A 22,100-nucleotide genomic window follows, 5' to 3' on the forward strand; every position below is an offset into this window, starting at 1 on the left:
AAATCAATTAAATAATGGAATAGTTACAAATTGGCTGAATATATATAGTCTTACGGAAATACTTCCACAAGGCAATGTTCAGCCAATTATTATTGTCAAATTTTGAAATTTGTTGTTCTATTATGTATTAATTTCCTTTATAATAGATTTAGTAGAATTATAGAGTATAGGAGATTGATGGATAATGAAGAAAAAGCACCTCATGATGACTGCTGCAGCAATTATTCTCCTTTTCATCGTTGTGGTTTTGCCACTCACCTCTCAAAAAACGAGTGGTGAAGAGACACTGCGGGCAAGTTCACATAAACAAAGCAAAACGAGTGTAGCCCCGATTAACAATGATCAAAAAATGCAGCGTTTTACATATGATTCCGGGCTCGATTTTGAATACCCGGATGCTGTCAGAGGGCTTTATGTTACGGGGCCATCAGCCGGCGGCGAGCGATTTAATGAGCTGGTCAATATGATTGATTCATCTGATCTGAATTCAATGGTTATTGATATCAAAGAAGATCATGGCAACCTGACAATCTCGGTACCGGAAGACTCGCCATACTCAGACGCGGCTGTTAATTATATTGATGAACCAAGAAAAATGCTGGAGTATATGGAAGAAAAAGGTATCTATCCGATTGCACGTATTGTTGTATTCAAAGATTCGGTTCTAGCTGAGAAGCGTCCTGAACTGTCATTCAGAAAAAATGGCGACGTATGGACGAATAATAAAGGAGAAGCATTCGTTAATCCATTTCAAAAGGAAGTATGGGAATACAACTTGGAGATTGCAAAAAAGGCGGCTGAACTTGGTTTTGAGGAAATTCAATTCGATTACGTGCGTTTCCCTGAAGGTTTTGAGCACAGAGATAAAGAACTTGACTACAGCCAAGGGGATTATAAAGATGAGGATATAAGCAATGTGAAACGCCGTGTCAAAGCAGTCACTGAGTTTGTGGGATATGCAAGAGAAGAACTTGAGTATTATGATATTGATGTTTCGGTTGATATATTCGGCTATACAGCGACGATAGAAGAAGCACCCGGCATCGGGCAGAACTTCCCGCAAATTGCGAGCAACGTGGATGTTATTTCGTCAATGATTTATCCAAGTCACTGGACATCGTATTTCGACATCGATTTTCCTGATAAAGAACCATACAAGACGATCAACGAATACGCGAAAGTTGAAAATGAAATTCTTGGTCAATTGGATAACCGGCCTGTATCACGGCCGTGGCTTCAGGATTTTGAAGCCCCTTGGCTCTATAGCGGAGCGACAAAACAGTACGGCAAGGCAGAGGTTGAAGCACAAATTAAAGCGTTGAACGAAAACGGTATTGATGAATTCCTGTTATGGAACGCCGGCAATTCATATACGAAAAATGTGGATTATACGCCGATGGATTAGAAAAACATGAATGTAGAAATGGCGTGTAAGCGACTTTCCAAAAGTATCAGTTATATTAAACCCGGGCTTTTTTGAATAAAACCCGGGTTTTTTCATTATAATAAGTCTATACACCGTTAAATGAGGCTAAATAAGGAAAGGCAGTGTTATAAGCGATTTAACAATGCACGCCGTTACCGTTATAATGGAAAAGACTACTAAACGAAGGAGTAGATCTATGAACTGGTATGAGAAACTGAACAAATACTTCCCCATTGAAGAAATGAAGTCCAAAAAGCATATGGAAATGCTGCTGAAAGAAAAAGGGGATGTTTACCATAAAGATGAAGGCCCATACCATGTATTAATGTACGCTGAATTCGAATCATTTATCTTTATCGATTACGTTTGGGTTTCCTCACAGGCAAGAGGACAGGGAATCGGCCATAAATTGATTGAGAAAATGAAAGAACGGAAAAAGCCTATCCTGCTTGAAGTGGAACCTGTGGATTACGATGATACTGATTCGGCTAAACGGCTGCACTTTTATAAGCGAGAAGGTTTCAGCCACGCACAGTATATCGATTATAACAGGCGTTCACTTGCTACAGACGAAGAGACACCGATGGAGATATTATACTGGTCTCCAAATGACGATCCGGAAGAAAAAATTTATGAAAAAATGAAGAAAATGTATGAAAAGATTCACACGTATAAAGACGAAGAAATTTATGGCAAGGCGTATCAGCCCGTCGATGAGGTCCTGACCTACGATGAAGAGCGTGATTCAAATGATATTCTTGAAAGCTTGACTGAAAAAGTATAAGAACAATGTGGTTAGTTATCAGTTAGCCTCTTGTTTTTCTCAAGAAACAAGAGGCTGAAATTTTTGAATGAAAAGGTTTAATTAAAAAGGAAGTAGGGTATGTTACAACTAAATGAAAACATTTTGTGACACCATACATTTTATTGTCAATTTTTTTCGGAATCCTCTACCTTTCGATTGACAAATATAGTATAATTGTACATAGTAAGTTATTTAAACTTATTTTAATTTAATAATTAAGTAATGTTCATAAAATGTTTGTATATTCTATATTGAGGAGTGATTGTTACGTGGTAACACTTTATACCTCACCAAGTTGTACATCTTGCAGAAAAGCAAAGGCATGGCTGGAAGAGCATGATATTCCGTTTACAGAGCGCAACATATTTTCTGAGCCGCTGACACTTGATGAGATCAAGGAAGTATTGCGAATGACGGAAGACGGCACTGATGAAATTATATCAACGCGATCCAAAGTATTTCAAAAGTTGGACGTTGACATTGACCAGCTGCCGATGAAAGACTTGTTCAATTTAATCCAGCAGAATCCTGGCTTGCTCCGCAGGCCAATTATTCTTGATGAAAAACGGCTGCAAGTAGGGTATAACGAAGATGAAATTCGCCGGTTTCTGCCAAGAACAGTGCGCACGTTCCAACTGCGTGAAGCACAGCGGATGGTTAACTAGTATAAGCGATACGTCATTCAGCGGAAAAGGTTTTTTCGCTGAATGTTAGCTAAACAGACATTTACGGACAGCAATCCGCCGCATGTTGGCGGTTACTGGCCGTTACAATCAAAAACGCAGGTCCTTCCAAATTAGGGCTGCGTTTTTTCGTTACAGAACCGCTGTGTAATCACCGATAGGCGTGTTTTCCGGCGGGTGATTGGTAATTCCAGCCATTCATTTTGTGTTCAGACTTTGCTGTGAGCGTCTTTAATGCATCACGTATTGTATCACTCGAATAATCAGAAATAATAATTTTTCACAAATAGTGACAAGGGAAAGAAAATCGGTTAAAATATAAAATTAATCATCGGATTAGGCATATAAATTTTCAAATCCGATGAAGGTATCATACAATATAGATAAGAACAATGAGTGGTTATAGATGTTAACAAAAAGGGAAAACGTATAATAAATGATTATGTATTAACTCTTCCACCATTTGGCTTTAACCTGGATGTCTTGATTCTTAAACGAAGGGAGAGAAATGAAATGGAAATAGAGCGCATAAATGAAAATACCGTAAAGTTTTATATTACGTATGTTGATATTGAAGATCGCGGTTTCCAACGTGAAGAAATTTGGTATAACCGTGAACGGGGAGAACAATTATTCTGGCAAATGATGGAAGAACTTAACTATAAAGAAGACTTTAATGTTGATGGGCCGCTTTGGATTCAAGTGCAGGCCATGGACAAAGGATTGGAAATTGTGGTGACAAAAGCACAAATCTCCAAAGACGGGGAAAACATCGAATTGCCGGATGAAAATGGAAAAACGGTTGATGTTTCTGTTGATAACAAAATAGAAGATGTGCTGGACGATAAGTTTGGTAAAGATAATGATGAGAACGAAGAGGAAGAAGACGGCAATCTTGCTTTGATTGTGCGTTTCAGTGACTTTGAAGATGTCATCCAGCTAAGTCATTACTTCCAGGGTAACGAAGAAGAAATTGATAACATGCTTTACCATTACGATGGCAGCTATTACTTGTTTATTGAATTTCCGGAAGAAGATGATGACAGACAGGAAGATCTGCTTAGCCAAATATTTGAATTTGCTTACGATACAGACGTAACCATTCATTTTCTTGAAGAATATGGGAAACAAATCTTTGAAAATGACACATTCAAACAAATACGAACACATTTCCCTGCAAATATCCGACGCTCTGAATAAAACGGAGTGTCTTTTTTTTGAATCTTTTTGCAGGGTTTTAGCATTATTTGTCGAATATAAGTAGCAGGAGGTGAATGATTATATGCTTCAGGCAAAAACTGAATATGGCAAACGGGTAGTATTGGCGCTTTTCACCAAACGAGAGATTAAGGCGTTAAAACAGCACACCCGATTTTTCTGTCCGGCATGCAATGAACCTGTCGTGGCGAAAGCAGGATCAAAAATCACGCCCCACTTCGCACATAATGCACGAAGCAATTGTCCTGCCCGTGACGGCGGAGAAGGTCCATATCACGAGAAGGGAAAGCTATTATTGTACAATTGGCTTAAACATCAGCAGTTAAATGTCAGTCTGGAGGAATATTTGCCGCAGAGTGGTCAGCGTCCCGACGTACTTATCAGGCTGCAAACTAAAACCATTGCCGTGGAATATCAATGTGCCAGAATTACCCCTGACGAAATAATTGAACGCACACGCGGCTATGAAAAGGCAGGCATCATTCCAATCTGGATTCTGGGGGCCAACCAATTTAAGCGTTGTAATCAAAATGAAATTAAAGTAGACACATTTCTTCTTCACTTCATTCATCAGTTTTCTGCAGATTTTCCACTTACTTTATACTTCTTCTGTCCCGACACACTCAGCTTTATAACATTTCAGGATTTATACTTGTCAACACAACGGCAGGGGATAGGCAACGTCACCATAAAAAAATTAAACACGATAAACTTTACCAATCTGTTTAATAAGACATTTTTGTCACAGAAAGAACTGCTTCAAAATTGGTTGATAAAGAAACGTTTAATGCGGACACGCCCCTCCAGACGTGCATTTGGACAGGAACTGGTATGGCAGCAATGGCTGTATATCAACGCATTAAATCGCGATAGTCTTCCAGCGCCGATCTATCTCCCCGTAACCGGACAATATCGAATGAAAACCCATCCTTGGGACTGGCAAAGCCGGCTATGTATTGAGGTCATTGACCGTATGAGGCCTCATGAACCGTTTAGTGTCAAGCGATGTATGCACCTATTGCGTCCTCATATCCGACCTTCCCATTCATTTCCTCTTATCAAGTCATCATTAAATCCTGTTTATCAATACCTCAAGCTTCTGGAAGAACTGCAGGTAGTTCAAGAAATTTCCCCACACCAATTCATCAAAAAAGAATCGTTTGTGTTTTACGAACATATTGAAGATGCGCTTGACGGAGATAACATGCTGATAGCTGAACTGATGAAGCAAAACACGGGCATGTTTCCCGGGTAATTCGTTATACTAACAGTGAGGCAGGATTTTTTTAACAGAAAGTAGAATTAAAAGGGATAGCAGGAATATAAGGAGGATTTTAATATGTCAAAAGCAGCGAAAGAGCTTCCGAAACGAGAGGAAATACCTGAAGAACGCAAATGGAAGCTTGAAGATATTTTTGCAACCGATGATGAATGGGAAGAGGAACTCGAAGCGCTCAAAAAAGAGTTCCCGTCTATTGAGAAATTTCAAGGGAAAATTGGTGATTCGGCACAAAATCTGTATGATGTCCTGAAACTGCAGGATGCGTTGTCAGAACGGCTGGGCAAATTGTTTACATACGCTCATATGCGGAGTGACCAGGATACGACCAATTCAACCTATCAGGCGATGGAGTCTAAAGCTGAAAATCTGCTGACCATGGCTTCAAGTTCAATGAGCTATATCGTACCGGAGATTTTGGGAATTGATGAAAACCGGCTGCGTGAATTTATGGCTGAACATGACGACTTGAAGTTTTATGAACATGTGCTGGATGAAATTAACCGCCAGCGTCCGCACGTTTTAAATGAGCGGGAGGAAGCCTTGCTTGCCGAAGCTTCCGAACCAATGTCGACGGCATCCAATACATTCGGTATGCTGAATAACGCCGATTTAACATTCCCGACGATTCAAAATGAAGACGGGGAAGACGTCGATCTGACACATGGCCGGTATATCGGGTTTATGGAATCGAGTGACCGTGAAGTCCGGAAATCGGCTTTTAAAGCGATGTATGAGACATATGATAAATTTATTAACACATTTGCATCAACACTGACAGGAGCAGTAAAAACTGACAATTTCAATGCCAAAGTGCGAAACTATGATTCAGCACGTCAGGCAGCACTCGACAGCAACAATATCCCTGAGACGGTCTATGACAACCTTGTTGAAGCTGTCAATGAACGATTGCCGCTTCTGCACCGTTATATGCGCTTGCGTAAAAAGGTTCTCGGATTGGATGAACTGCATATGTACGATATTTATACACCGCTTGTGAAAGATGCTGATATGGATGTTTCGTACGAAGAAGCACAGCAATATATACTGAATGGACTGAAACCGCTTGGCGATGATTATGTCAGTGTGCTGAAGAAAGGGTTTGAAAGCCGCTGGATTGATGTTGATGAGAATAAAGGAAAGCGCAGCGGCGCCTATTCTTCCGGTGCATATGGCACCCATCCATACATTTTGCTGAATTGGCAGGATAAATTGAATGATCTCTTCACATTGGCGCATGAGCTCGGTCATTCGTTGCATAGCTATTATACGCATAAGACGCAGCCATTCCGCTATGGCAACTATTCTATTTTTGTAGCCGAAGTAGCCTCAACAACCAACGAAGCCTTGTTAAATGACTATCTGTTAAAAAATGTGGACGATGAGAAACAAAAATTATATTTATTAAATCATTACCTTGAAGGCTTCCGCGGCACTGTTTTCCGTCAGACAATGTTCGCTGAATTCGAGCATGAAATTCATAAGCGGATGCAGGATGGTGAAGCGATGACAGCGGAATCCTTAACGGCTATTTATCATGATCTTAATAAAAAATACTATGGTGAAGATGTTGTGTCTGATGAAGAAATTGGCAAGGAGTGGGCACGTATCCCGCATTTCTATATGGATTATTATGTGTATCAATATGCCACCGGTTTTTCCGCAGCAACGACGCTTGCAAATAATATTTTAAATGGGGAAGAAGGGGCTGTTGACCGCTATCTTGATTTTCTGAAAGCCGGCAGCAGTGATTACCCGATTGAAGTGTTGAAAAAAGCCGGTGTGGATATGACGCAAAAACAACCGATTCTTTCAGCACTCGATGTATTCGAGGAAAAACTGAATGAAATGGAAGAGTTGCTGTTGAAATAAATACAGCATAAAAGGCTGTCACCCAATAGACGGTGGCAGTCTTTTTTTGTTCTTTCATATGATATACTCGATGAAAGATACTTGGATTAAAGCAGCTTGGAAAACAACAGGGATGGGATTACATTGCGTTTGAAAAAAGTACTGCCAATTCTATTTATTATCATGTTTCTGGTGATGGCCGGTTTCGGAATTATTATCCCGGTTCTGCCGTTTTATGCTGAAGAATTGGGAGCATCACCAACTGAGCTTGGGCTATTAATGGCGGTTTATTCATTAATGCAGTTTATATTTGCGCCGATGTGGGGCCGAATATCGGATAAGGTCGGTCGTAAACCGGTCATTATGGCTGGTATTTTTGGACTTTCGCTGTCATTTTTTATGCTGGCACTCGCTGAAACACTGTTGATGTTGTTTATTGCCCGGGTTATCGGCGGTTTTTTATCGGCAGCAAACATGCCGACTGTCATGGCTTACATCGCGGATATTACAACAGATGAAGACCGCGGGAAAGGGATGGGGATAGTAGGGGCTGCCACAGGTCTCGGTTTTATATTTGGCCCGGCAGTTGGCGGCGTTTTTACAAACATTAACCTGGAAGCACCATTTTATATAGCGGGTACTTTATCATTTATGACGCTGATTCTCGTATTTGTTATCCTGAAAGAATCAATTCACCTCTCTGAACATAAAGCAGGTGCAAAGAAAGCATCGACATGGGGCGCTTTATTGCGGGACCCGCTGGCTATGCTGTATTTTTTGCAATTTTTTATTTCATTATCACTATCAGGGCTGGAAGCGACATTTGCTTATTTTGCAGCGGAAAAAGCCGGATTGGACGCCGTCACGCTCGGCTATATTTTTATGATTATGGGGCTGGCAAGTGCAGCCGTTCAGGGGTCGATGGGAACGTTGACAAAGAAATTCGGGGAACCGCTTGTCATACAAGGAGGTATCGCTGTTTCAGCTATTGGTTTCGGACTGATTCTATTTATCCAAAACTTTGCCACTGCGGCTGTTTTCCTGGCTGTGTTCGGTGTCGGAAATGGTGTTATCAGGCCAAGTGTCTCCTCGTTGTTGACGAAAATATCCAAAATGGGGTATGGCGCAGCGACCGGTTATTTGTCGTCGTTTGACTCGCTCGGTCGCATTATCGGACCGGTGCTGGGCGGATTGCTTTATTCAATTGCTGTCGGGCTGCCTTATATTTCCGGTGTGTTTTTGTCAGTGTTTGCTCTCGTGCTTTTCAGAGTTTATGCATCAACGTTACAAAAGGGAACAGGGCCGGTTAGCCACGCATCCGGCCGCGGTACACATGACGATGCGTAAATGAGTAAATCGTTAAATAAATCGAGATGAAAAGCATCGGAAGCGTGATATACAGTGGAATCAGCTGCATCAGACCCAGCAAGTTTGCAAAAGCGGCAAACAAGGTCATGATCAAAAAAACAAAGGACAGGAATCCATTCATGTCATCAGCTCCTCATTGTGTGTTGTGGGCTTTTGAAACAAAGCCCCCGGCGCACTTTCCCCCGGATTGGGACGCTAGTAAATCGTATGTATCAAACATGTGAAATAGAACTGTGACATTTTTGTGAAAAGGTGATCACACTTATTGATAAAATCATGGCGCACTGATAATATATATAATGTGAGATGAATCACAAACAAAACCCCTTTGTTTTTGATCATGAAACTTTCTCCCATCCCCCTTTGTTTATACAGAGACGGAGAACGACAGGATGTACGCTGCCCCGTACATCCTGTCTTTTTTTAGGCTGTTTTTGCATAGATTGCTGTTCTCTGCTTCGTACTAGATGGAAACTGCGACGTAATGAAAATTTCATAAGCCTCTCTAGCGACGCAGCTGGAATATACTCGCTTTCCGTGGGCTCACCACGAGCCTCCTCGCTCGCAAAGACCGCTCACTGCGGGGTCTCTTTGGCTCGCTGTCCCACAGGAGTCTCGCATATTCCAGCTGCTGGTGTGAGTGTATAAATATCATATCTGATTAAACCTGTAAAACTTCAATGAGCAATTGTCAGCGGAGGAAACACATGCCGACTCCTGCGGGAGCATAGGCATAGGTGAGACCCCGCAGGGCGTAGCCCGAGGAGGCTCACCAGCCGCCCGCGGAAAGCGGCATGTATTTCCGAAGCGGTGGACGACGCACCAACTTAAATTTTAAAGTTAGTTCGCAGTTTATGAAAACTGTGAAGGTTATAAAGCACAAAAAAACTCAAAGCCGTTTGTCTGCTTTGAGTTTAATGCTGAATATATTCCCAGAATGTGCCATATTTTACCGGGATCTTTTTCACCGTTTGACGTAATTGCATTTTTTTCATTTCGCGTTCTGTTTTAGCGATGGACCAATCGTACACAACTGCTATTTCCTTGCTGCCGACAACCTGATAGTATTGCACAAAGCTTTCGAGCGGCGGTTTGCTTGATGGAAGCGGATCTTTCTGCAGGATTTGCTTTAATATCTGAACATAAATGTCATACGGATAAAGCCCTGATATTTTGATCCCCTGTCCGTCTGTACGCTGATTGAAAAAGACTATTGAGGGGATGTAGTCAACTTCCATTTCCTGCGTCAGTTTCAAATCAGACTGAAAAGCTTTTTTTGCTGTCGATGAAAATAAATCATATTCAAATTCTTCGACGTCCAGCCTGGAATCCTCGGCACATTTCATTAAAACCGGCACCTCAGAAATATTCTGCTTTCCCAAAAATGCACTTTCCTGCACCTTGCGTAAGAATGTTTTGCCGGCTTTTTTGCCTTGCAATTCAGCAGCTTTGATGGCAAGTGAAGCAAGCCAGGGTGAAGATATATCATTTTCTGTCCACAAATCGCCATCACACGACATGCCTGTTCTCGAGGCTGTCTTTTCCCATATTTGTTTCAGCTGTTTCGGTTTATCAAATATATCCTTGTTTAACGAATTCAATTGGCCGCTTAAAATGGGCCGTAATGTGAAAAAACGGCCATATTCAACGGCCAGTTTTTTCAAGTATGGTTCCAATGACCAGCACTCCGGACAAAGCGGGTCTATAAATACGTATATTTCTACCGGTTTCTGAACAAAATCGATATAGCTATATTTTGACGATGTGTTAGTGCTATTGGAACTTGATAGTTCTTGTTGCTTCCAATTCACACCGATTCTCCTTTCCGGTGGATCCTTATAAGTGAGCGAATTATTAAAACCATTATATAACTTCGGGATCCATTTGCTGCCTTATATCAGCTTGATAATTCCAGTCTTATTTGTCAGGCGTATTCATCATATGGTTGGCTGTCATGGTCAATTTTTCAAATATAGCTGCACGGTAGGGTTCTTCAATTTCTGCTTCGGTCAGAGCGGCGTCCATACATTCGAGCCATGCATCACGACGTTCAGGTGTGATTTCAAATGGCAGGTGACGTCGGCGCATCATGGGATGTCCGCGGTCTTCGGTATACCACTTGGGTCCGCCAAAAAATTGGGTTAAGAACAGCCGCTGTTTTCGGGCTGTTTCGGTCAGGTCAGCCGGAAAAATAGGAATTAATTTTGGATGGCTGCCGACGCGTTTATAAAAAGCGGTTACCAGATTGTTAATTGTTGGAAATCCGCCGATTGCTTCATATATTGTGCCATGTTTAACCATTAGTCAGTGCTCCTCATATGTTTGTATATATTTTAGCAACGACGGTGTTTGAGGGCAACTAATCTGTTTAAGTGTGTGCATTAATGACGCGGGATTGAATCGAAAAAACGCTGAATTTTGTTAGGCGTATGGCGTTTTTCGATTCCAAATTCTGTAAGAAACTTGCGCATTGTTTCCTGTCCTGCCGTTTCAGAAGCTGCTTCTATTTCAAGTTCATAATCCGCATGACCATGGTAAGTGCTGTAATCAAGTACAAGCACCGTCTGGTTATATGTTAATTCCCGACGTTTTGTTTGCAAGCTGCCTAAGTAAACAAGATTTTCGACGGTGATACCTTTTTCAGCAATCCGTTTTGCGGTATTATTTTCATTGGACGGTTTTCCGTTAATCCAGGCATCAGCTTCCTCTGCTGTGAGTTTATCGTGCGTTTCAAGCAGACCGGTGGCGTTCGGCTCTTTGAGTGTCAATGTGTATGTGCCGTTTTTTTCTCGTATTCTCAACGCGCAGCCCAGTTTTTTCAGGCTGAAATCTTCCGTTTCAAAATAGTGGTTTGTTTGGGTTTGTCCTTTTTCCGGAAAAGGCAGTTGTTCAAGGAGCCGGTTAAATTCGTCTTTTATTAATAAATTTTTATATTCAATTTCTATTTCCTGCGCCAACGCTATTTCCTCCATTTCAATGACCATTTTCCAGAGATATTCATTCTGGTGTTTAGTATGGCGAATGATGGCCAAATATGCAAAGAATAGCTGTTTGTTATGTTATGATAATTGAAGGGAAGAGATGATAGACAGGTGGTGTAACTCATGAATTGGGAAGCAATGCTTGCTCCATATGCACAAGCGGTCGAAGAATTGAAGATTAAATTGAAAGGTATTCGTAAACAGTTTGAATATGAGGCTAAAGATTCACCAATCGAATTTATAACAGGACGCGTTAAGCCAGTCCCGAGCATTCTTGAAAAAGCCGAGTTAAAGCGGATACCGCTGGACCGGATAGAGGAACTTCAGGATATTGCCGGTGTCCGGGTAGTTTGTCCGTTTGTCGATGATATCTACACCATTGTTCATATGATCCGTTCACGGGAAGACTTGGAGATTGCCGAAGAGAAAGATTACGTCTCACATAAAAAAGAAAGCGGCTACCGTTCTTATCATATTATTATTCGTTATCCAGTGGAAACGATTAATGGTGTTAAGATTGTCATTGCAGAGATTCAAGTCCGGACGCTTGCCATGAACTTCTGGGCGACAAATGAGCATTCGCTGAACTATAAATACAAAGGCAATATTCCGGCAGATATTAAATCAAGACTGCAGCGGGCGGCTGAAGCGGCATTTAAACTTGACGAAGAAATGTCAATCATTAAAAATGAAGTACAAGAAGCAAAACGGATATTCCACCGAAAGTAAGGAGGCTGTACTGTGAAATTTGCAATCGTGTCCAAAGGTGACGACCGATCCAACTCAATTCAGGCAACAATGAAGCAATATCTGACAGACTTTGATATGGAATATGATGAAAAAGAACCGGACCTTGTTATATCAGTCGGTGGTGACGGGACGTTCCTTGAAGCATTTCATCAATATATCCATTGTCTCGATTCAACTTCCTTTATTGGCGTACATACGGGTCATTTGGGTTTTTATGCCGACTGGACCCCGGAAGAGGTTGAAAAACTGATTATTGAAATTGCGAAAACCCCTTTTCAGGTAGTCGAGTACCCGCTGCTTGAGGTGACGATTCGTGATATAGACGGTGCTGAAGAGAGCCGGTATCTGGCCTTGAATGAAGCGACCATTAAGACAGCAGAAGGGTCTGTCGTTTTTGACGTGGAGATTAAAGGAAACCATTTTGAAACATTCCGCGGGGATGGGTTATGCATTTCGACGCCATCGGGCAGCACTGCCTATAATAAGGCACTGGGCGGCGGAATTATCCACCCGTCACTTGAAGCAATTCAGCTAACAGAGATAGCGTCGATTAACAATCGTGTTTTTCGGACGATTGGCTCGCCTTTAATTCTTCCGCAGCATCATACGTGCATGCTGAAACCGATCGGTCGCAAGAAAACGTTTTTGATAGCAGTTGATCATTTCACGAAAAATTACTCGAACGTTAAATCAATTCAGTGCCGTGTTGCTAAAGAGCGCGTGCGATTTGCCCGCTTCAGACCTTTTCCGTTCTGGGATCGGGTCCGCGATTCGTTTGTTGCGGATGAAGAAATTTAGCAAGGAGGAAGCAGCAGCATGAAATGGACGATAACCGAACAGCAGGAAGGCTTCATGATACGAAGCTTTCTGCAACGGGAGCAGAAGTTCTCCAAACGGCTGATTAAGCATATCGTTCACGGTGGTGGCGCCATAAAGGTGAACGGCATGCTTAAGACGGTGCGGCATGTATTGGAGGCTGGTGATGTGGTGACTGTTACATTACCCGAGGAGAAAAAGGGTGCTATGATGGTGCCCGAGAAAATACCACTCAATATCCTCTATGAAGATGATGCTGTTCTGGTTATCAATAAATCACCCGGACGGGCGGTCATTCCGTCCTATCAGCACACGAGTGGAACAATTGCCAACGGGGTGTTAGCGCATTACGAAGCACAGGGCCTTCCATATACTTTTCACGTCGTAACGCGGCTTGACCGTAATACATCAGGTGTCATGCTGATTGCCAAGCATCGGTGGAGCCATTCAATTTTATCAAATTCTCAAAAGGCCGGACAGATTAACCGCAGTTACTATGCAATCATTGAAGGCCATTTACAGCAAAAAAATGGAACCATCGATGCACCAATTGGGCGCAAAGAAGGATCCATTATCGAGCGGACGGTTACCGCAAGCGGTAAACATGCGCTTACCCATTATAACGTTATAACTGAATATGCCAATTATACGCTTGTTCAAGTAAAACTCGAAACAGGCCGTACACATCAAATACGTGTGCATTTTTCCCATATCGGACATCCGCTTGCCGGTGATGATCTGTATGGGGGAGAGACGGGCCACTTTTCCCGCCAGGCGCTGCATTGTCACCAGTTAGCCTTTGAGCACCCGATTACAGGCGAATGGAAAGAATTCACCGCTGAACTGCCCGATGATATGAAGCATTAAAGATGAACTATTTTGAGGTAGCGTAGCATTTTTCCGCAGCGGAGCACCCCAAATCCCTTCCTAACTATAGTTCGTTTTAGCTTAATCATCTAAATAGCTGCACGTTACATGTCCGACTGCTTTTGCTGCTGTGAGAATCGCATCTTCATCAATATCAAATTTAGGATGATGATTAAAATACGGTTCTTCGACGCCTTTTGGTGTGCAGCCAATATAGAAATAAGAACCGGGTATTTTCTCCAGGTAATAGGCAAAGTCATCCGAAGGGGCCAATTTTGGAAATTCTTTCACGGCCTTGATGCTTTCATCGTTAGTATTTTCCAATGTTTCGGCAACAAAGTCGGTCAGTTCCGGATCGTTGTATAATGGTGGATAGTCCGGTGTGTAGGTAAGCTCGCACGTAACCCCGAACATTTCTTCCAGCCCGTTCACAATCCGATGAAATTCTTTGTCAATGACGTGTTGAACTTCGTCATCGGAATAGCGAATATCACCTTCAATTTCGATACTGTCCTTGATAACGTTAAAACTGCCTTTACCATCAAACGAACCGATTGTCACAACCCCGGCAGCCATCGGATCGACTCGCCGGCTGACAATCGTTTGCACGGCATTTACAAATTGAGCACCCGCGACAATGGCGTCATTGGCTTTATGCGGGCTTGATCCATGACCGCCGCTTGCCTGTATCTGCAATTTAAAGTACGTTCGGCCGTTAAACGAATATCCGCTATGATAGCCAACCGTGCCAGCCGGAGCAAGAGGCAGCACATGAATGCCGAATATCGCCTCCAAATCGTCCAGCTTGCCCGTTTCAACGATACTTTTTGCCCCGCCGGGCGGCTGTTCCTCGGCATGCTGGTGAATAATTTTAATGGTTCCTTTGATATTTTCTTTTAATTGGATAAGACAGTCAGCCAAAATCAGCAAATACGCTGTGTGGGCATCGTGACCACACGCATGCATGACGCCTTCATTTTTGGATTTAAAGGGCACATCTGTTTCTTCCGGTATGGGGAGTGCGTCAAAATCTGCACGAAGCCCGATCGTTTTTCCTTCCTGGCCGCCTTTAATTGTGACGATGATACCATGGCCGTTCCCGACATTTGTTTCAATGTCAACGTCTTTATCGTGATAAAAATCCTCTATATACTTAGCCGTTTCATCCTCTTTGAATGAAAGCTCCGGATTTTCATGTAAATAACGGCGGATTTCAATCATTTCGTCTTTCTGGGACTCGAGCATCTCCATTAATTTCGCTTTCATACGTTAATATCCTTTCATAAATGGTTTTGTCCTGCATGGTTCACGAAAATCAAAACTCAGTTACTCCTCCAGTCACGCTGTTGGGACCGCTTTGCCAAACTGCCGGCTGCAACGCTGAACAGACAGAAGATAAGGGAATGAGGCTCTATGAGGTTAAAAGAGAGGACGCACTGGGCAGTCCCTGTGCATCCTCAATCAAAATACTGAAATTTTTCGTTTATAAATGGCTGTGCTGATGGGACGGAAATGGTCTTCTTTTCCGGCAGCCGGAATGCGGTCAATTCGTTGCCAAAAACACAGCCCGTATCGATGTTAATCGTGTTATTAACCATGCGCGGCTTCATAACGGGTGTGTGGCCATAGATTATCCACTGATCGCCATGGTAATTCTGCGCCCAGTCACGTCGTACCGGCCGCCCGTCTTGATGAAACGCACCAGTCACATCACCATATAAAACAAAGCTTTTTACTTTTTTATCATGACGCCCGATGTATGTTTCCTTAATGCCGGCATGGGCAACAATTGCATTTACTTCAGGCAGTTCAAGATAAAGCGGAGCCTGCTCGTATAATGTCATGAACTGGGCTCTGACCGTTTGCTACTCAGTCTCCGGCAACGTGTTGTATTCCTCCACAGTTGTTTCAAGACCATGCTTTAATTGAACGTTATTACCGAGAAAATAGCGGTACAGTTTATTGCAATGATTGCCGGGGACGTAATAGGCTTTGTTAGATTTGACGACCATGTTATAAACAAGCCGTATCGTTTCAATTGAAGCAGGACCACGATCGGTAATATCTCCCAGAAACACCGGGATGCGTCCGTCAGGATTGACATACACATGATTTTTCAGCTTGTAATTCATCACCGAAAAAAGCGTGTGCAGTTCATCCAGGCATCCATGTACATCGCCAATAACATCATAGTGCATTCGTTTCTCACCTTGTTTCAAACATATATTCTTTTGTTCTTGAGTGAACATTGAGCACAATACCGATGGCCAGCATATACGTCAGTGTCGAACTTCCCCCATAACTTAAAAATGGCAGGGGCAGCCCGGTAATCGGCAGCAGCTGAATCGACATGCCGATATTTTGGAAAATTTGATAGGCGAACATGCCGATTATTCCTGTAATGAGGTAACTGCCGTAAGCATCATTACTTTGAATGGCAATGTGGATCAGCCGATAAATTAACAAGAAAAAAAGTGTCACGACGATACTGGTGCCGATAAACCCAAACTGTTCGGCGATTGCTGTGAAAATCATATCGGTGTGCCTCTCCGGGATATACACTTCCATGTTGCTCGTACCTTTGCCAAACAATTGGCCTGATCCAACTGCAAGCATGGCTGTCATCAGCTGATAGCCGGCATCAGGATTTTCGTCCGGGTTCAGCCAGCCGGTGAATCGGCTCGCGACGTGACCGAGACCGGTGTTTTCTAAGTATGCCCCAACTTGTACGGGATAAAAAATCCAAATGGCAGCAACCAGTGAAGCCGTGGCAGCTCCCAAAAAGAAAAGTACGAACAAAATTCGCCATCTGATTCCTGATACAAGAATCATACAGCCTGTAATGGCAGCGATAACCAAAAATCCGCCCAAATCCGGCTGCTCGACCAGAAAGAACATGATTGGTGCAGCAAGTGCAATAATTTTAGAAAGCAGGCCAATGTCACTTTTAAGCGTTTTATTTACGTATTTTGCATTATGCCGCACAATTACGTGGGCATGCGTCAGGACTAAAATAACTTTAATGAACTCACCCGGCTGAATCGTGCCGATAACCGGAAAGTTAAACCAGCTGACTGCACCATTTGCTTCGTGTACGATTCCTGCAGGGAACCCGAGAAAAAGCATAAGCAATGACAGGACCCCAATTCCGTATAGAAACCAGGTAATCTGATGGAAACGGTCATAGTCAATCAGCATGACAGCACCAATAATAATACCGCCGCCTATATACCACATAGCCTGCCGGATCCAGAAGTTGGACCCTTCATATTTAGCCGGCAAGGATGGCTCGATAATATTTAATGTAAAAATACTGACCAGACCCAGTAATATGAGAATGGATAGCAATGTATAATCTATATTTAAAGTTGATCGATTTTGCATTATTTAACCTTACTTTCCATAAATTCATGTTGATTTTGAATTGTTTTTTAAAAGTACATTTATGTTGACGTTTTTGAACACGCGATAATAGGGAATAGTAATCCACTATATCCTTAGTTTACACGAAAACAATCGATAAATTAAGTATTCTAGTGAAAAAAACGACGTAAATGCTATAATACTAATATTGTGAAGGGGTGTGGTGATATGGAAAAGAGCAATACTGAGCAATTATATGAAGAAGAAATGCAAATGTTTGCTGATGATGAACAAATCGATTCATTCCGCGAACAGTTTTTAGATATGCATCCGTACGATCAAGCCTCGTTTTTCATTGAGATGCCGAAAGAAACCCGTTTAAAAATCTATACATATTTATCACCGGAAGAGCTGGCCGATGTCATGGAGCATATTGAACTTGATGACATCAGACCGCTGTTTACTGAAATGGATCCGCGTCTGGCGGCAATGGTTTTAGCCAAAATGGCGACGGATGATGCGGTGGATATTTTAAATGAGCTGGAGAAAGATGTTGTTGTCAGTCTCTTAACGATAATGGATGATAAAAATGCTTCAGAGATAAAAGAGCTGCTGCATTATGAGGAAAAAACTGCCGGCAGTATTATGACGACCGAATTCATTTCGGTATATGAAAATAAAATGGTCAAAGAGGTCATGGAATTTTTAAAAGCAGAGGCGCCTGAAGCCGAGACGATTTATTATTTATATGTCGTTGATGAAGATAAGCATCTTGTCGGGGTAACATCACTGCGGGATTTAATCATTGCTGATCCTGATACACAGGTTTCAGAGCTGATGAGTGAAAATGTGCTGTCAGTCTCTGTGGCAAAAGACCAAGAGGAAGTTGCCCAAATGATTCGCGATTATGATTTTCTCGCGATGCCTGTTGTCGACTTTCAGAATCATTTGCTTGGTATTATAACGGTCGATGACATTCTGGACGTCATGGAAGAAGAGGCAAGTGAGGATTACTCCTTGCTTGCCGGTGTATCAGACATGGACCGGCCGAAAGACAGTGCCTTCATCTCGGCTAAAAAACGTTTGCCCTGGCTCGTTATTCTGCTGTTTTTGGGGATATTAACCGCAAGTCTTATCGGACAGTTTGAACAGACACTCGAACAAGTGGCAGTGCTGGCGATATTCATACCGCTGATTGCCGGGATGGCCGGCAACACAGGGACACAGGCGCTCGCTGTTGCGGTCCGCGGTATCACAACCGGTGATTACGGTAAACAGGGCAAGATGAAATTGATTGCCCGCGAAGCAGGAACCGGCTTAATTAACGGCATTGTGTGCGGGGTACTGATTACGGGGATCGTCTATTTTTGGCAGGACGATTTCTTTCTCGGCGTGCTCGTCGGGTTATCGATTATGGCGACGCTAGTTATTGCAACTTTGGCAGGGGCTCTCGTGCCGTTGCTGATGGACAGACTGAATATCGACCCCGCCGTGGCATCAGGTCCATTTATTACAACGATCAATGACCTGATCTCGATTTTAATTTACTTTGGGCTTGCCACGACATTTATGCAATATTTGGTATAAGCAAAAGGACCATATCATCCATCATAAGGGAGGTTTGGTCCTTTTTATAGTTAACCAAAACTGGCAGAAAACAACGAATTGTTGAAATTTAGATTAATTCGCTATATACTTTGTTCAACAATGTTGAATTTAATGAAACTTGTTGTCAACAAATGAAATCGATTTCACTTAATGGAGGTATTATATATGACATCACGTATTTCAAAGTTTTATCAAAAGTCGCCGGAGGAGCGTTTAAATACGGTCAGTGAATTTGCGGGTTTGTCCGAAGAAGATAAAAAAACCTTGTCAGGGGAAACGCCATTTAGTATAAATCAAGCGGATCGGATGATTGAAAATGTTATCGGGACATTCCCGGTTCCATTAGGGCTTGCGACGAATTTCAAGGTGGATGGCAAAGATGTCTTTATTCCGATGGCAACAGAGGAGCCTTCCGTCGTAGCGGCTGTCAGTCATGCAGCAAAATTCGCATATTCTGCAGGCGGCTTTCATACATCCTATTCAGGCTCGATTATGCGAGCTCAAGTTCAAGTGACGGGCTTGACTAACCCTTATTTTGCTCTGGCTAAGATTTACGAAGCAAAAGAAGAATTATTGGTCTTTTGTAATGAACAAGATCCGACGCTTGTTTCATTTGGTGGCGGAGCAATTGATATAGAAGTTAAAATGGCTAAGGGCGCGTACGAAAATATGCTCGTGGTCCACCTTATTGTTGATACAAAAGATGCCATGGGTGCCAATACAGTTAATACGATGGCAGAGGCAAGTGCACCGTTAATTGAAAAAATAACCGGCGGACAAGTGGTGCTGAGAATTTTATCGAACCTGGCTGATCGTCGTGTTGTCCGTGCAAGAGCGGTATTCGAGAACCCGTTTGGAGATGATCATGAGGCCATTTCCCGTTTTTTTGCTGCATATGATCTGGCTGTTCACGACCCGTACAGAGCGACGACCCATAATAAAGGAATTATGAATGGCATCACTGCAGCGGTTATGGCTACCGGGAATGATACCCGGGCGATTGAAGCAGGGGCGCATGCCTATGCGGCAAGGTCCGGGAAATATCAGTCCTTGACGCACTATGAACGGGCTGAAAACGGTGATATCCACGGCACCATTGAACTGCCGCTTTCCGTCGGTTTAGTAGGCGGTGCGACACAGTCCCATCCGGTTGCCAAAACGGTTACGAAACTATTAAACGTCAAAACAGCTGAGGAACTTTCAGGAATCATCGGATCGGTAGGGCTTGCGCAAAATTTTGCGGGATTGAAAGCTTTGGCGACGGAAGGAATACAGAAAGGTCACATGAAGCTGCACGCCAGAAATATGGCTGCCATGGCAGGCGCCAAGGAAAACCAGATTGACAAAGTATTAACAATTGCCAGCGAAGAAGCGGGAGCCTACACATTTGATAAGATAAAAGAGATTGTTGAACGGCTTCAGGCCGAAGTTAACTAAAAAAACCGGTCTGGACGACTGTACTCAATAAAGGGGAGTGAGGAGATTGTCTGAAGAAAATAAATCATTGTTTGATATTTGGGGAGATAATGTAAACCTTAAAGATTTACTAATCGCGATGCTTATCTGTATAGGGATGACGCTGGGCGGCTATGTGATAGCGCCCGGTGAAGACCCACAGCCGTTAATCGCTGGGCTTGTTGGCGGCGTAATCGGTTTTATTATCAGTTCAATCATTATTAAACCGAAACGAGAGATCAACGACATTGAGGAGGAATCATGATGGACCCGGTCATAATCGTGCAAATTATTATAGCATCCATACTGGGTGCCGGTCTCTATACACTGATAGGCATTGCGCCGGGAACTGATGAAACCGCAGTCCTCGCTCCGGTCACCATCGCTTTGGTGCTGTTGGGGTTTTCCCCATACGTTATTCTGGCATTTTTTATATCGGCTATTGTGGCCAAAAAACTGACGGACTCAATTCCTGTGGCTGTAGCAGGTATACCGGGCGGCGTGATGTCGGCGCCAATGGTTGAGCATGCGATGACGCTGAAAGAACACGGGCTGCCTGATCACTCGATTAAAAAAATGTCATCCGGTTCAGTCATCGGAACATTGGTCGCCATACCACTCAGCTTTATTGTAGGAAGCTTAATTATTCCATATGCGGATACAATCAGTGAACATTCGGGGTTGATTTTTACACTGGGAGCTGTATTATTGGCGCTGCTAGCTAAAAATAAATTACTATCTTTATTGATTATTATCCCGTTTGGCATCCTTCTGCAGGGGCTGCAGCACTTATATTGGGGACTGGATGTTATACCTGAGGATACTTCAATCTTTGTTTCTTTTTTCCTCGGCATCACGATTGGCCCGATCGTGATTTCATTAATCGAGCTGATTGATAAAAACCATCGTGACAGTCTGCCGTTTTTAGGTAAAAAAGAAATTCAAATTAAGAACACGAAAAAAGAAAAGGGACTTCCGAATCCTATTAAAATACTGGATAAACACGAAACGGGGAGTTCCGCATTTGGGAGTATCATCGGAACGTTCACTTTTTTTCTGACACCGGTCGGTATGACGGTGTTTATTGGCGAATTTATGACACGCCATGTGAAGGACCCGGTCAAAAGGGCCTCAAGGGCTTTAGCGACAATGGACGGTGTCACAAACGCGTCATACATCTCAGGAACGTTGATACCGCTTATCGCAATCGGTTTGCCAATGTCACCGATGGCAATAGGTCCGGCGGCAGGGTTGTTTAATGCGCCACCGGAATTCACCCCGGAACATAATATTCATCATTTGCTGACACCGGTGGAGATGTTGACTGTTTCCGTAATAGGTGCTGGAGTCGCTTTACTAATTACGTATTATATTATAATCCGGTACGCGCAAAATATCGTCCGGTTTGTTTTTAAACATATACCACATGAGGCACTGATCGGTTTATTCTCCGGTCTGGTTGTCATGCTGGCCTTCATGGATGCAGGTTTGCTCAATATTTTTGGTACACTTCTGGTCGCATTGGTAGCCGGCTTGCTATATAAAAATGGTGTTAACTATGGCGTTATGTTTATGGTCCTATACGCAGCGCCATGGCTGCTTGGGCTTTTTTAACAGACCTCTTTAGGCA

The 22,100-nt window shown here is 42.9% G+C and carries 20 protein-coding genes and 1 pseudogene; 14 read left to right on the forward strand and 7 right to left on the reverse strand.

Annotated elements, in window-relative coordinates; genetic code table 11:
* The first annotated feature begins 184 nt into the window (after positions 1–184).
* The 7 genes from BMZ22_RS00480 (at position 185) to BMZ22_RS00510 (ending at position 8,609) form a co-directional block, all read left to right on the forward strand.
* Positions 185–1,405, forward strand: coding sequence for a putative glycoside hydrolase (locus BMZ22_RS00480; protein ID WP_090079923.1), 1,221 nt, complete (start codon positions 185–187; stop codon positions 1,403–1,405).
* 217 nt (positions 1,406–1,622) lie between these two features.
* Complete coding sequence (locus tag BMZ22_RS00485; protein WP_090079924.1) at positions 1,623–2,210, forward strand: GNAT family N-acetyltransferase; 588 nt, start codon at positions 1,623–1,625, stop codon at positions 2,208–2,210.
* A gap of 290 nt (positions 2,211–2,500) precedes the next feature.
* Positions 2,501–2,896, forward strand: coding sequence for a transcriptional regulator SpxA (gene spxA / locus BMZ22_RS00490; RefSeq protein WP_090079926.1), 396 nt, complete (start codon positions 2,501–2,503; stop codon positions 2,894–2,896).
* A gap of 531 nt (positions 2,897–3,427) precedes the next feature.
* Complete coding sequence (gene mecA, locus BMZ22_RS00495) at positions 3,428–4,114, forward strand: adaptor protein MecA (RefSeq protein WP_090079927.1); 687 nt, start codon at positions 3,428–3,430, stop codon at positions 4,112–4,114.
* Positions 4,115–4,196: 82 nt separating this feature from the next.
* Positions 4,197–5,387, forward strand: a complete 1,191-nt coding sequence (locus BMZ22_RS00500) for a competence protein CoiA (RefSeq protein WP_090079929.1) — start codon at positions 4,197–4,199, stop codon at positions 5,385–5,387.
* Positions 5,388–5,471: 84 nt separating this feature from the next.
* Positions 5,472–7,283 (forward strand): oligoendopeptidase F, encoded by a 1,812-nt coding sequence (gene pepF / locus BMZ22_RS00505; RefSeq protein WP_090079931.1) that lies wholly within the window; start codon positions 5,472–5,474, stop codon positions 7,281–7,283.
* A 123-nt stretch (positions 7,284–7,406) separates the two neighbouring features.
* Complete coding sequence (locus BMZ22_RS00510) at positions 7,407–8,609, forward strand: MFS transporter (protein ID WP_090080600.1); 1,203 nt, start codon at positions 7,407–7,409, stop codon at positions 8,607–8,609.
* Here the strand turns inward: BMZ22_RS00510 and BMZ22_RS00515 are convergent.
* The 4 genes from BMZ22_RS00515 to BMZ22_RS00530 form a co-directional block, all read right to left on the reverse strand.
* Positions 8,569–8,751 carry a hypothetical protein gene (locus tag BMZ22_RS00515; RefSeq protein ID WP_090079932.1) on the reverse strand — a complete coding sequence of 61 codons (183 nt, stop codon included), beginning with the start codon at positions 8,749–8,751 and terminating at the stop codon, positions 8,569–8,571. The genes BMZ22_RS00510 and BMZ22_RS00515 overlap by 41 nt on opposite strands.
* 793 nt (positions 8,752–9,544) lie before the next feature.
* Positions 9,545–10,441 (reverse strand): ClpXP adapter SpxH family protein, encoded by an 897-nt coding sequence (locus BMZ22_RS00520; RefSeq protein ID WP_090079934.1) that lies wholly within the window; start codon positions 10,439–10,441, stop codon positions 9,545–9,547.
* 106 nt (positions 10,442–10,547) lie between these two features.
* Positions 10,548–10,931 carry a globin domain-containing protein gene (locus BMZ22_RS00525; protein WP_090079936.1) on the reverse strand — a complete coding sequence of 128 codons (384 nt, stop codon included), beginning with the start codon at positions 10,929–10,931 and terminating at the stop codon, positions 10,548–10,550.
* An 80-nt stretch (positions 10,932–11,011) separates the two neighbouring features.
* Entirely contained in the window at positions 11,012–11,614 is a 603-nt protein-coding gene (locus tag BMZ22_RS00530) for a CYTH domain-containing protein (protein ID WP_245745103.1), read from the reverse strand.
* Between the two features lie 120 nt (positions 11,615–11,734).
* Here BMZ22_RS00530 and yjbM point away from each other — a divergent pair, with 120 nt between their 5' ends.
* From yjbM to BMZ22_RS00545, 3 genes are read left to right on the forward strand one after another with little or no spacing between them, the layout of a single operon-like run.
* Positions 11,735–12,340: a GTP diphosphokinase gene (gene yjbM / locus BMZ22_RS00535; protein WP_090079941.1), complete on the forward strand. Its 606-nt coding sequence runs from the start codon at positions 11,735–11,737 to the stop codon at positions 12,338–12,340.
* 12 nt (positions 12,341–12,352) lie between these two features.
* Positions 12,353–13,159 carry an NAD kinase gene (locus BMZ22_RS00540; protein WP_090079942.1) on the forward strand — a complete coding sequence of 269 codons (807 nt, stop codon included), beginning with the start codon at positions 12,353–12,355 and terminating at the stop codon, positions 13,157–13,159.
* Positions 13,160–13,177: 18 nt separating this feature from the next.
* Entirely contained in the window at positions 13,178–14,044 is an 867-nt protein-coding gene (locus BMZ22_RS00545; protein WP_090079944.1) for an RluA family pseudouridine synthase, read from the forward strand.
* 81 nt (positions 14,045–14,125) lie between these two features.
* Here BMZ22_RS00545 and BMZ22_RS00550 read toward each other — a convergent pair whose 3' ends face one another.
* From BMZ22_RS00550 to BMZ22_RS00560, 3 genes and pseudogenes are all read right to left on the reverse strand, one after another.
* Positions 14,126–15,310, reverse strand: a complete 1,185-nt coding sequence (locus tag BMZ22_RS00550) for an amidohydrolase (RefSeq protein ID WP_090079946.1) — start codon at positions 15,308–15,310, stop codon at positions 14,126–14,128.
* Between the two features lie 191 nt (positions 15,311–15,501).
* Positions 15,502–16,242, reverse strand: a pseudogene (prpE, locus tag BMZ22_RS00555) (bis(5'-nucleosyl)-tetraphosphatase PrpE).
* Positions 16,243–16,249: 7 nt separating this feature from the next.
* Positions 16,250–17,428: an FtsW/RodA/SpoVE family cell cycle protein gene (locus BMZ22_RS00560; protein ID WP_090079948.1), complete on the reverse strand. Its 1,179-nt coding sequence runs from the start codon at positions 17,426–17,428 to the stop codon at positions 16,250–16,252.
* 207 nt (positions 17,429–17,635) lie between these two features.
* Between BMZ22_RS00560 and mgtE the strand changes: the two genes are divergently transcribed.
* The 4 genes from mgtE (at position 17,636) to BMZ22_RS00580 (ending at position 22,084) form a co-directional block, all read left to right on the forward strand.
* Positions 17,636–18,994: a magnesium transporter gene (gene mgtE, locus BMZ22_RS00565; protein ID WP_090079950.1), complete on the forward strand. Its 1,359-nt coding sequence runs from the start codon at positions 17,636–17,638 to the stop codon at positions 18,992–18,994.
* A gap of 186 nt (positions 18,995–19,180) precedes the next feature.
* Entirely contained in the window at positions 19,181–20,452 is a 1,272-nt protein-coding gene (locus tag BMZ22_RS00570) for a hydroxymethylglutaryl-CoA reductase, degradative (protein ID WP_090079952.1), read from the forward strand.
* A gap of 37 nt (positions 20,453–20,489) precedes the next feature.
* Positions 20,490–20,735: a hypothetical protein gene (locus BMZ22_RS00575; protein WP_090079954.1), complete on the forward strand. Its 246-nt coding sequence runs from the start codon at positions 20,490–20,492 to the stop codon at positions 20,733–20,735.
* Positions 20,735–22,084, forward strand: a complete 1,350-nt coding sequence (locus BMZ22_RS00580; RefSeq protein WP_090079957.1) for a tripartite tricarboxylate transporter permease — start codon at positions 20,735–20,737, stop codon at positions 22,082–22,084. Before BMZ22_RS00575 ends, BMZ22_RS00580 begins: the two co-directional genes overlap by 1 nt.
* The last annotated feature ends 16 nt before the right edge of the window (positions 22,085–22,100 follow it).

This window comes from Lentibacillus persicus (assembly GCF_900112705.1).
Classification (GTDB): Bacteria; Bacillota; Bacilli; order Bacillales; family Amphibacillaceae; genus Lentibacillus; species Lentibacillus persicus.

Coding starts and splice junctions, on each gene's coding strand:
- BMZ22_RS00530 (WP_245745103.1), bottom strand. CDS start 11,614: ATGGTCATTGAAATGGAGGAAATAGCGTTGGCGCAGGAAATAGAAATT.
- mecA (WP_090079927.1), top strand. CDS start 3,428: ATGGAAATAGAGCGCATAAATGAAAATACCGTAAAGTTTTATATTACG.
- BMZ22_RS00570 (WP_090079952.1), top strand. CDS start 19,181: ATGACATCACGTATTTCAAAGTTTTATCAAAAGTCGCCGGAGGAGCGT.
- BMZ22_RS00480 (WP_090079923.1), top strand. CDS start 185: ATGAAGAAAAAGCACCTCATGATGACTGCTGCAGCAATTATTCTCCTT.
- BMZ22_RS00525 (WP_090079936.1), bottom strand. CDS start 10,931: ATGGTTAAACATGGCACAATATATGAAGCAATCGGCGGATTTCCAACA.
- BMZ22_RS00550 (WP_090079946.1), bottom strand. CDS start 15,310: ATGAAAGCGAAATTAATGGAGATGCTCGAGTCCCAGAAAGACGAAATG.
- BMZ22_RS00485 (WP_090079924.1), top strand. CDS start 1,623: ATGAACTGGTATGAGAAACTGAACAAATACTTCCCCATTGAAGAAATG.
- BMZ22_RS00500 (WP_090079929.1), top strand. CDS start 4,197: ATGCTTCAGGCAAAAACTGAATATGGCAAACGGGTAGTATTGGCGCTT.
- yjbM (WP_090079941.1), top strand. CDS start 11,735: ATGAATTGGGAAGCAATGCTTGCTCCATATGCACAAGCGGTCGAAGAA.
- mgtE (WP_090079950.1), top strand. CDS start 17,636: ATGGAAAAGAGCAATACTGAGCAATTATATGAAGAAGAAATGCAAATG.
- BMZ22_RS00515 (WP_090079932.1), bottom strand. CDS start 8,751: ATGAATGGATTCCTGTCCTTTGTTTTTTTGATCATGACCTTGTTTGCC.
- pepF (WP_090079931.1), top strand. CDS start 5,472: ATGTCAAAAGCAGCGAAAGAGCTTCCGAAACGAGAGGAAATACCTGAA.
- BMZ22_RS00545 (WP_090079944.1), top strand. CDS start 13,178: ATGAAATGGACGATAACCGAACAGCAGGAAGGCTTCATGATACGAAGC.
- BMZ22_RS00580 (WP_090079957.1), top strand. CDS start 20,735: ATGGACCCGGTCATAATCGTGCAAATTATTATAGCATCCATACTGGGT.
- BMZ22_RS00560 (WP_090079948.1), bottom strand. CDS start 17,428: ATGCAAAATCGATCAACTTTAAATATAGATTATACATTGCTATCCATT.